This window comes from Achromobacter sp. GD03932, assembly GCF_029839485.1.
GTDB lineage: Bacteria > Pseudomonadota > Gammaproteobacteria > Burkholderiales > Burkholderiaceae_B > Achromobacter > Achromobacter bronchisepticus_A.
The window spans coordinates 111,042-121,270 of the sequence record NZ_JAOCAT010000023.1; the positions used below are offsets into that span (position 1 = coordinate 111,042).

Annotated in this window: 10 protein-coding genes; 3 read left to right on the top strand and 7 right to left on the bottom strand. The window is 67.9% G+C overall.

The window, feature by feature from the left end; all coding sequences use genetic code 11:
- The first annotated feature begins 23 nt into the window (after nt 1-23).
- Nucleotides 24-875 (top strand): IclR family transcriptional regulator, encoded by an 852-nt coding sequence (locus tag N5C88_RS21190; protein WP_059375946.1) that lies wholly within the window; start codon nt 24-26, stop codon nt 873-875.
- On the opposite strand, the gene N5C88_RS21195 is transcribed toward N5C88_RS21190, so the two are convergent.
- On the bottom strand, nt 848-1,798 hold the full coding sequence (locus N5C88_RS21195; RefSeq protein WP_251880025.1) for a LysR substrate-binding domain-containing protein: 951 nt from the start codon (nt 1,796-1,798) through the stop codon (nt 848-850). The genes N5C88_RS21190 and N5C88_RS21195 overlap by 28 nt on opposite strands.
- 142 nt (nt 1,799-1,940) lie before the next feature.
- Between N5C88_RS21195 and N5C88_RS21200 the strand changes: the two genes are divergently transcribed.
- Nucleotides 1,941-2,900: a tripartite tricarboxylate transporter substrate binding protein gene (locus tag N5C88_RS21200; protein WP_280016167.1), complete on the top strand. Its 960-nt coding sequence runs from the start codon at nt 1,941-1,943 to the stop codon at nt 2,898-2,900.
- Complete coding sequence (locus N5C88_RS21205; RefSeq protein ID WP_280016168.1) at nt 2,897-4,489, top strand: sulfatase-like hydrolase/transferase; 1,593 nt, start codon at nt 2,897-2,899, stop codon at nt 4,487-4,489. The genes N5C88_RS21200 and N5C88_RS21205 overlap by 4 nt, the downstream gene beginning before the upstream one ends.
- Before the next feature lie 31 nt (nt 4,490-4,520).
- Here N5C88_RS21205 and N5C88_RS21210 read toward each other — a convergent pair whose 3' ends face one another.
- The 6 genes from N5C88_RS21210 to N5C88_RS21235 form a co-directional block, all read right to left on the bottom strand.
- Nucleotides 4,521-6,152 (bottom strand): ATP-binding cassette domain-containing protein, encoded by a 1,632-nt coding sequence (locus tag N5C88_RS21210; protein WP_059375957.1) that lies wholly within the window; start codon nt 6,150-6,152, stop codon nt 4,521-4,523.
- A gap of 169 nt (nt 6,153-6,321) precedes the next feature.
- On the bottom strand, nt 6,322-7,317 hold the full coding sequence (locus tag N5C88_RS21215) for a serine hydrolase (RefSeq protein WP_280016169.1): 996 nt from the start codon (nt 7,315-7,317) through the stop codon (nt 6,322-6,324).
- 91 nt (nt 7,318-7,408) lie between these two features.
- Entirely contained in the window at nt 7,409-8,284 is an 876-nt protein-coding gene (locus tag N5C88_RS21220; protein WP_118932450.1) for a CoA ester lyase, read from the bottom strand.
- A gap of 4 nt (nt 8,285-8,288) precedes the next feature.
- Nucleotides 8,289-9,008: a response regulator transcription factor gene (locus N5C88_RS21225; protein ID WP_059375961.1), complete on the bottom strand. Its 720-nt coding sequence runs from the start codon at nt 9,006-9,008 to the stop codon at nt 8,289-8,291.
- A gap of 320 nt (nt 9,009-9,328) precedes the next feature.
- Nucleotides 9,329-9,799: a hypothetical protein gene (locus N5C88_RS21230; RefSeq protein WP_059375963.1), complete on the bottom strand. Its 471-nt coding sequence runs from the start codon at nt 9,797-9,799 to the stop codon at nt 9,329-9,331.
- 69 nt (nt 9,800-9,868) lie between these two features.
- On the bottom strand, nt 9,869-10,229 hold a 361-nt coding region (locus N5C88_RS21235; RefSeq protein ID WP_280016170.1), incomplete at its 5' end, for a GNAT family protein.

The window sequence follows — 10,229 nt, forward strand, 5'->3', positions numbered from 1 at the left end:
TATCGCGCCATGACCCCGCGCCCATGACCCAGACTCCCGAACCTTCCTCCGTTCCCGTTCAGACTACCGACGCGCCCCGTCCGCGTGAACGGCGCCAGCGCGTGCAGGCCGCCGAAACCGGCATGGCGGTGCTGAAGGGGTTGGGCCGGCTGGGCGGCCGCGCCAGCCTGACGCTGCTGGCGGCGCACGTGGACGAAAGCCCCGCCAAGGTGCACCGCTACCTGGTCAGCCTGATGGAAGCAGGGCTGGTGGCGCAGGATGCCGCCACTCAACAGTACTGCCTGGGACTGGAAGCGATGCTGCTGGGCCTGGCCGCGCTGCGCCAGGCCGATCCCATCCGCCTGGCCGAGCCCAGCCTGGTGCGCCTGCGCGAAGGCCTTGAAGTGACCTGCTTCATCGCGGTCATGGGCAACAAGGGGCCGACCATCGTGCGCTTCGAGGAACCGGGCCTGCCGGTGACGGTCAACGTGCGCATGGGTTCGGTGCTGTCCATGCTCTGGTCCGCCACCGGACGGGTGTTCCTCGCCATGCAGGACGATGCGCGGGTGCGGGCGCTTGCCGAGGCCGAATTGACGCGCGCGCCTGCCGACATGCGGGCGCTGCTGGACGCCGCCGACCCGATCGGCCGCCTGCGCCGCCAGGTGCTGGCCGAGGGCTGCGCCACGGTGCGCGACACTAATTTGAAGGGCATCAGCGCGGTGTCGGCGCCGCTGCTGGACCACAACGGCCGGCCTTGCGCCGCGCTGACCGCGCTGGGCGCGACGGGCGGATTCGACGCCTCGGCGGACGGCCCGATCGCGCAGGCGGTACGGCGCGAAGCCGAAGCGGCCAGCGTGCTGCTGGGTTATCAGGCGCCCGGGCCCGGCGCGGCCTGATTCGCGCCTGCCGGCAAGCCGCGCAGCCACGCCATTGCCGCCTGCACCACCGGCATGCCGGCCGTGTTGCGGTTGACCACGGCGCCGATGGCGCCGAAGTTGGCGTCCAGCCGCAGCGGCAGCACGGCCACGCTGCCCTGGCGTTCGCAGTAGCGCGCAATTGCCTGGGGCAGGGCCGCCAGGCGGTCGTCCTGGGCCAGCAGGGCGAGGGTGGCCAGCAGCGAATTGGATTGGATGCTGGAATCTGGCGGGCGCGCTCCGGCATGCACGAAAGCCTCGTCCAGGCGCTCGCGCATCATGGTGGCTTCCAGCGGCAGCACCCAGGGCCAGCGCGCCAGTTCGACGGCCTCCAGTGCCTGGCTTGCGGCCAGCGGATGGCCGGGGCGCGCCACCACCAGGATAGGTTCTTCGTGCAGGCGGATCACCTCGCAGTCCGCGGGCAGCAGGCGGCTGCCCAGGCGGCCCAGCACGATGTCCAGCTCGTCGCGCGCCAGCTTGTCCATGAGTTCGCCAAGCGCGCCTTCCACCAGTTTCACTTCCAGCCGCGGCGCCAGGCCCAGCAGATGCGCGATCAACTGCGGCGCGAGCCGGGGCGCGGCCGAGGGCAGGGTGCCCAGGCGCAGCAGGCTGGCGCCGCGTTCTTCGGCGGCCCGCAGTTCGGCCGCCACGCGCTGGGCCGCGCCCAGGCTGTGCCGGGCGTGGCGGATCATAACCATTCCGGCATTTGTCGGCAGGGTGCCCTGGGTTCCGCGCTCGAATAGCGCGTAGCCCACCTGTTCCTCCAGCTGCGCCAGCGCCTTGGACGCGGCGGGCTGGGACATGTGCAGGCGCTCGGCCGCGCGCCCCAGGTGGCGTTCGTCGTCGAGCGCGACCAACAGTTCGGCATGACGCCGCTTGAGATGGGCGCCGGTGCGCTCTGACATGGCGATTCATATTCAAATGGTTATGAATCGTTCAGTTTATTTCATTTCACGCCGGCACCGGGCGCTAGGCATACTTGCCGCTCTACGAGAGACAGGCGTTCCCCAGGCTGGGCCGGGAAGGACGCCGGGATGGAGACGATTCATGAAGAAGTTCTGGATGGCCCTGGCCGCGAGCTGGGCCTGTGGCATTGCGGGTGCGGCGGCGGCGGATGCCTACCCGGCGCGGCCCGTGCAGATCGTGGTGCCGTTCTCGCCTGGAGGCGCGGTGGACGTGCTGGCGCGCCAACTGGCGCAGCGCCTGGAGCCTCGCGGCTACACGCTGGTGGTGGAGAACAAGCCGGGCGCGGGCGGCAACATTGCCGCGTCCATGGTGGCGCGCGCCGCGCCCGACGGCTACACGCTGCTGATGGGCACCACCAATACGCACGGCATCAACAGTGCGCTGTATTCCAGCCTGCCGTACGACCCGGTGCGCGATTTCGCGCCGGTCGGCCTGGTGGCGGACAACGTGGTGGTGTTGCTGGCCAATGCCGAGTTTCCGGCATCGACGCTGGCCGATGCCGTCAAACTGATCAAGGCCAATCCCGGCAAGTACACCTATGGCTCGCCCGGCCTGGGCACGGTGCACCAGCTGGCGATGGAACAGTTGAAGCACGCTGCCGGCCTGGACGTGGTGCATGCGCCATACAAGGGCGCCGCGCCCGCGATGGCCGACCTGGTCGCGGGCCACGTGCCGCTGATGATAGGCGGCATCGCACCCGCCATTCCGTTCCTCGCGTCCGGCAAGGTCAAGGTGCTGGGCGTGGCCAATACTGAAAAGTACGCGGCGCTGCCCGATGTGCCGCTGTTCTCGGACGTGGCCGCAGGCGTCGCCGTGCGTTCCTGGATCGGCCTGTTCGCGCCCGCCGGCACGCCGCCCGCGGTGGTGAAGAAGCTGAGCTCGGATTTGGAGGCCGTGCTGACCGACAGCGCGTTCGCGCAGGCCTTGCAGCCCCTGGGCATGGTGCCGATCTACATGACGCCGCAGGCCTTCGGCGACATGATCAAGCGCGACATGCCGGCCTGGCGCTCCGCCGTGGAGATGTCGGGAGCGAAGCAATGACGTCCGCTGCGAAGCCCGTCAACTTCCTGCTGTTCATTACCGACCAGCACCGCGCCGACCATCTGGGGGCCTATGGCAACCGCGTGGTCCGCACGCCCAACCTGGACCGCCTGGCCGCGTCCGGATGGCGCGCCGACAACATGCACGTGGCCACGCCCATCTGCATGCCGAATCGCGCCAGCCTGATGACCGGCCGCTATCCGTCCGCGCACGGCGCGCGCCACAACGGCATCGCGCTGTCGCTGCGCAGCCGCACCTTCGTCGAAGCCATGCGCGAGGCCGGCTACGGCACCGCGCTGGTCGGCAAGGTCCACTTGCAGAACATGACCGACATTCCGCCTTCCTGGCCGGTGCGCGCTGAAGACAGATTGCCGCGCGAGGCGGTCGAACCGGACGCCGGCCGCTACGACCAGGAGCAGCGCAAGCTGTGGCTGGAACGCGCCGACCACGAGCTGAGCTATCCCTATTATGGTTTCGAGCGCGTGGACCTGGTCGACGATCACAGCGACGACGTGCATGGCCACTACCGGCGCTGGCTGCGCCGCGAGCATCCGGAGATCGAGGCGCTGATCGGCCCCGCGCATGCCATCCCCGCGCCGGAATACGAGCTGACGCGCATCCGCCAGGCTTGGCGCACGCGCGTGCCCGAAGAACTCTATCCCACGGCCTACATCGCCGACCGCGGCATCGAAGCGCTGCGCGGCTATGCGGCATCCGGGCAGCCGTTCTTCCTGCAATGCTCGTTTCCGGATCCGCACCATCCCTTCACGCCGCCAGGGCGGTTCTGGGATCTGCACAAGCCCGAGGACATGGAGCTGCCCGCGTCGTTCCACGGCCAGGGCACGCCGCCGCCGCACGTGGCCTGGCTGCGCGCGCAGCGCGACGCCGGTACGGCGGTCAAGCATACGCCCGCGATCTTTTCGTGCAACGAGCGCGAGGCGCGCGAAGCGCTGGCGCTGAACTATGGGTCGATCGCCAACATCGACAACCAGATCGGCCGGGTACTGGCCGAACTCGATGCGCAGGGGCTGGCCGACAACACCGTGGTGATCTTCACCAGCGACCATGGCGACTACCTGGGCGACCATCAGCTGATGCTGAAGGGGCCGATCCACTACCGCGGCCTGACCCGCGTGCCTTTCATCTGGCGAGACCCGGCTGCGGCGCGGACGGCGGGCGCGGCCAGCGATGCCTTGCTCAGCACCATCGACGTCGCACCCACGGTGCTGGCGCGCGCCGGCGTGCAGCCCTACAACGGCATTCAGGGGCGCGACATGGCCGGCCTCATCGGCGGACGCGAGGCCGCCGTGCGCGACGCGCTGATGATCGAGGAAGAAGGGCAGCGCGTGATACTCGGCTTCAACAGCCGCATCCGCTGCCGCACGCTGCTGGCCGACGGCTTTCGCGCTACGGTCTACGATGGCGCGCGCTGGGGTGAGCTCTACGATCTGAACCAGGACCCGCACGAGCTGCGCAACCTGTGGGACGATCCGGCGCACGCCGCCGACCGTGCGCGGCTGCTGGAGCGGCTGGCCTACGGCATGCTGGAACACATCGACACCAGCCCCTATCCCAGCGCGCTGGCGTGACGTGGCGCGGGCAGGCCGCCCGCGCCTGGCTTCAAGCGGCCTTGGCGGCCAGCTTGGTCTTGTAGAGCCAGTCCTTGTAGTCGTCCAGGTCGCCGTCGAAGGGGCTGACCTCGCCGTCGGCCACGATGATGAATTCATCGGTGGTGGCGCGCAGCAGATGGCGGTCGTGCGACACCAGCATCAGCGTGCCTTCGAACTGCGCCAGCGCGGTGGTCAGCGCTTCGCGGGTTTCCAGGTCCAGGTGGTTGGTGGGCTCGTCCAGCAGCAGCAGGTTGGGACGCTGCCAGACGATCAGGGCCAGCGCCAGGCGCGCCTTTTCACCACCGGAGAACGGTGCGATGGAACTGGTGGCCATGTTGCCGTTGAAATTGAAGCTGCCCAGAAAGTTGCGCAGCTCCTGCTCGCGCACGGTGGGCGCGATCTTCGTCATGTGCCAAAGCGGCGATTCGTCATGGCGCAGCATCTCCACCTGGTGCTGGGCGAAGTAGCCGATGGACAGCCCCTTGTTGAACTGCGCTTCGCCGGCCAGCGTTGCGAGTTCACCCGCGATGGTCTTGATGAAGGTGGACTTGCCCGCGCCGTTGATGCCCAACAGGCCGATGCGCTGGCCCGCCTGCAGCGAAAAATTGATGCCCGACACGATGATCTTGTCGGACTCGACTTCCGTTTCCTCGTCCGCGATGCGATAGCCGGCGCTGACCGCGTCCATGGTCAAGAGCGGGTTGGGCGCACGCAAGGGCTCGCGGAACTCGAACGAGAACTCGGCCGCCGCGCGCAGCGGCGCGACTTCTTCCATGCGGGCCAGCGCCTTGATGCGGCTCTGCGCCTGGCGCGCCTTGCTGGCCTGGGCCTTGAAGCGGTCGATGAAGGATTGCAGGTGCGAGCGTTGGCGCATCTGCTTTTCCAGCATGCCTTGCGCCAGCTCCAGCTGCGCGGCGCGCTGGCGCTCGAAGGACGAGTAGTTGCCCGAATAGCGCTTGAGCTTGCGTTCGTCGATATGGACGATGACGTTGACCACGCCGTCCAGGAAGTCGCGGTCGTGCGAGATGACGATGAGCGTGCCTGGGTAGCGTTTGAGCCAGTCTTCCAGCCAGATGATGGCGTCCAGGTCCAGGTGGTTGGTGGGCTCGTCCAGCAGCAGCAGGTCGGACGGGCACATCAGCGCCTGCGCCAGGTTCAGGCGCATGCGCCAGCCGCCCGAAAAGCTCGTCAGCGGCAGGTGCATCTGCGCCTGCGTGAAGCCCAGGCCGGTCAGCAGCTGTTCGGCGCGCGAATGCACGGTGTAGGCGTCGGCGTCGGCCAGCGCGGCGTAGATGTCGGCCATGCGCAGGCCGTTCTCGGTGCTTTCGGGCTCGGCTTCCAGCTGCGCCAGTTCCGCCTCCAGCTTGCGCAGCGTGACGTCGCCGTCGATGGCGTACTCGATGGCGGGCCGGTCCAGCGCGGGCGTTTCCTGCGCCACATAGGCCATGCGCCAGCTGGCCGGATAGTCCAGGTCGCCCTGGTCCGCGTGCAGCGTGCCGCGCAAGAGACCGAACAGGCTGGACTTGCCGGCGCCGTTGGCGCCGATCAGGCCGATCTTGTCGCCGGGGTTGAGCAGCAGGTCGACCTTGTCTAGCAAGGGCTTGACGCCGCGCATGAGTGAAACTTGTTGGAAGCGGATCATGGGTGGTGCAACAGGGGACGCGGCAGGATTCCCGCCGGCCAGGCGCAGAGAAGAAGGTGGGGAAGCAGGGCGCTCGGGCAGCGCGGCAGGCGGACGGAACGGGCGTTCGTTCCGCGTCAAAGGCGGGTATTGTACCGGGCCTGGCGACCCAGGCGCGCGATGCCGCCCGTCAGCGCGAGGCGTACCGGCTGTCCAGCACCCGGCGCAGGCGCACCGCGTCGCCGAAGCGCGAGCCGTTTATGCCCTGCGCGTTGAGCAGCACCATGGCCAGGTTGCGCTTGCCGACCTTGACCGCCATCACCAGGCAATCGCCGGCTTCGCGGGTGGTGCCGGTCTTGGACACAAGGATGTCCCATTGCGGACGGCCCACCAGGATGTTGGTGTTGCGGAAGGTCTGGCCGGCGGCCTGGTAGCTGGTCTCGCCGGTGTATTGCCGCAACAGCGGCTGGGCGGAAATCGCCGCGAGCAACTTGACCAGATCCCTGGCCGAAGACTGGTTTTCGTTGGACAGGCCGCTAGGTTCGGCGAAGCTGGAATCGGTCATGCCCAGCGCGCGGGCCTCGGCGTTCATCGCCGCGACGAAAGCCGCCGTGCCGCCGGTATAGGTGCGTCCCAGCGCCTGCGCGGCGCTGTTTTCGGAAGGGATCAACGCCAGGCGCAGCAGATCGGCGCGGCTCAGTTTGGTGCCGGCTGTCAGGCGCGAGGGCAACTCGCTGGTGGAGCGGGTGTCGCTGGCGTCGATGGTGATGATGTCGTCCATCGGCAGGCCGGCCTTGATCAGCGTCAGCGCCGCCATGAGCTTGGTGATGGAAGCGATGGGCCGCACGGCGTCCTCGTTGCGCGCGAACAGGACTTCGGACGTGTCCATGTCCTGCACCAGGATCGTGCTGGACTTGAGCTTGCCGATTTCCTTGGCCGGGTCGCGCGTGACCAGCGAGGCGTTGGCGGCCGCGTCCGGGTCCAGCGGGTCGGGCTGCGCGCCCCAGCGCTGCACGGCGATGCGCTTGCCGTAGCCATGCAGGCACATCGGCAGGGAAGGCTGGGAATTGCAGGGATGGAAATTGGCAGCCTGGGCGCGCGCCGGCGCCGGCAAGCCCGCCGCCGTGGCGGCCCACAAAGCCGCCACGCAGAATGAGATCGACATTTGCCGCAAGATCAGCGTCACGAGCGCTCCCCGATACGCCGGCCACGCGCCCGGCAGGGCGTTACCAGCAATATGCATTTGAAAGCCGATATTACTGCGGTTGGCGCCGTTGTCACTGGTGCGCGTCTGCGATGGCCTCGGCCAGCGCCAGCACGCGCTCCGCTTCGCGCGCATGCAGGTTTTCCACCAGCGCGCCGTCGACCACGGCCACGCCCAGGCCCGCGGCCTGCGCGGCGCGCCAGGCGTCCAGGCGCTTGCGCGCGGCGGCGAGTTCTTCTGCCGAGGGCGCAAAGGCGGCGTTGGCCGCCGCGATCTGCTTGGGATGGATGAGCGTCTTGCCATCGAAGCCCTGGTCGCGTCCCTGCCTGCAAGCCGCCGCCAGGCCGGTGTCGTCATGCAGGTCCAGGTGCACGCCGTCCAGCGCCGCCAGGCCGTGGGCCCGCGCCGCCATCACCGCCATCGAGCGTGCCAGCAGGGTTTCTTCGCGAGACGGCGTATGCCGCGCGTGCAGATCCTTCACCAGGTCCGAGGTGCCGACGACGATGGCCGCCAGCCGCGGATGGCCGGAGGCGATGGCGTCCAGCCGCAAAAATCCCAAGGGTGTTTCGGCCATGGCCCACAAGGGCAGGCTGGCTGGCGCGCCCGCCGCGTCCAGCGCTCGCGCGAGCGCGTCGAGCTCGGCGGCGGACTGCACCTTGGGCAGCAGCACCGCGTCCGCGCCCGCCTGGGCAATGGCCCTGACGTCGTCCAGGCCCCATGCCGTGTCCAGCGCGTTGATGCGCACCACGCATTCGCGGCGGCCATAGCCGCCAGCGCGCAGGGCCGCGGCGACTTGCTCGCGGGCTTGCGCCTTGGCATCGGGCGCGACGGCATCCTCCAGGTCGAGGATCAGGACATCGGCGTCCAGGCTGCGCGCCTTGTCCAGCGCGCGCGCGTTGGCGCCAGGCATATAGAGTACGGAACGGCGGGGTCGGATGGCAGGAGTCATGGTTTCAGTACTTGGCGTTGCCGACGATCTGCACAGGCGTGGTGCAGACATAGCCCACGCCGTACACCGTGCGTATGCCCATGTCGCCGCCGGCCTGCGCGCGCAGCTTGCGCCGCAGGCGGTGCATGTGGGCGTCCAGCCGGTGGGTATCGTAGGCCTCCACGCTGGCGCCCAGCGCCTCGATCAGGCGGCCGCGCGACAGGGGCAGCGGCGCGGCCTGGATCAGCGCGCCGATCAGCCGGCTTTCGGTATCGGTGATGTCCACGCTGACCTGCTGCGGCGACACCAGCGTGCGCCGGGACGGATCGAAGCGCCAGGCATCGGATTCCGGAGCGTCGGCGTCGCCCGCCGGCACCACCCGCAGGCGGCGCGACAGCGACACCAGCGTGGCGCCAAGCTCGGCCAGGTTGACGGGTTTGGTCAGGTAGTGGTCGGCGCCCAGGCTCAGGCCCGAGACCTTGTCTTCACTCAAGAGGCGGCCGGTGAGCATGATGATGCCCATCGACGGGAAGGATGTCCGCAGGTGCGAGACACGGGTCAGCGCGTCCCCGTCGGGCAGCATGGCGTCCAGCACGAGGATGCCTGGCGTCACGGTGAGCAACAGTTGGTCCAGCTCCGCGAGCGAGCCGGCGGTGAGGATGCTGCGGTCCAGGCCCAGATCCTCGATGTATTCAGCGATGGTGTCGCGCCAGTCTCCGTGGTCGTCGACGATGATGATGGTCACGGCGATTCCGGCGTCAGCGGTTGCGCGCAGGGAGCTTCGAATGCAAACACGCTGTCCGCTCCTTGTATGTGGGTCTTCTTGTATAGGGGGAGTCCGCTGGCGCGATATTTTTCGTATCGCGCGCTTGCGGAGAATATCATCATCGCCCCTGCGGCGCCGCGTCAAGAATCAAGGATGGCAGCCGGGCGCCGGCCAATTTTCAGCTGGTCAAAAAATGAGCAGCCCGTTGCGCATCGGCCGAACGGCCATCAGCCAGGGGTTCGAGGCTTTTTTATCCACAGAAATTGTGGATAAGGCCGGCCCTGTGGATACTGTGCTTTTTATGTAGACAGGTGTTCGACGGCAACGCCCGGCGGCACCTTGCGCATGCGGTCGCGCTCGATGCGCGGCGGGGCGAAGCGGGTCTTGCGGGCAGCGGCGTTCTGCAGCAGCACGGACAGCACCGCGCCCTTGTCCTGTATCCACTCATTTTTGCCGCGCAGCAATTTCATCGCGTTCTCGGCGGTGCCAAGGCGATAGGTCATGGAGTTGATCTGGACCGAGGTCTTGCCATTGAAAACGGCCGCATCCTGTTCGGTGATTGCCGCGGCGTCCAGATTGCTGCTGTCGTGATCGATGCGGTAGACGAACTTCAAGCCGCTGTGCGGATCCTGCACCACCACGAGCTTGTCGGACCCCGATATGTCGGACAGCATGCCGATCACCAGCGACTCGACCAGCTGGTTGCCGCGCTGTTCCTCGGTGTAGATGTATATCGTGTGACGCGCTGGCGCGGCGTAGGTCTGTTGCATAACTGGCTTCAATAGTGCGGGGCAGGCCTGGCGGCCCGGACAAGCTGCGAAAAGAGCGGGCGATGCGCGCTATCCGGCGCGGCGCATGCGCATCAGCAAGCGCGCTTTGACGGCTGGCCAGTCCTCGTCGAGGATCGCGAAGTAGACCATGTCGCGCGCGCGCCCCGATTGCGCGATCAGGTGCTTGCGGAACACGCCTTCCTCCACGCCGCCGATCCGCAGGATGGCCTGGCGCGATTGCATATTGCTCAGTTCAGTCTTGAATACGATGCGCATGATACCAATTGTTTCAAAGGCGTGCTGCAACAGCAAGAACTTGGCCTCGGTATTGGCGCCGGAACGCTGGCTTGCGGGCGTGAGCCAGGTGCCGCCGATCTCCAGGCGCTTGTGCGCCAGCGCGATGTCCATATAGCGCGTTGCGCCGATGACC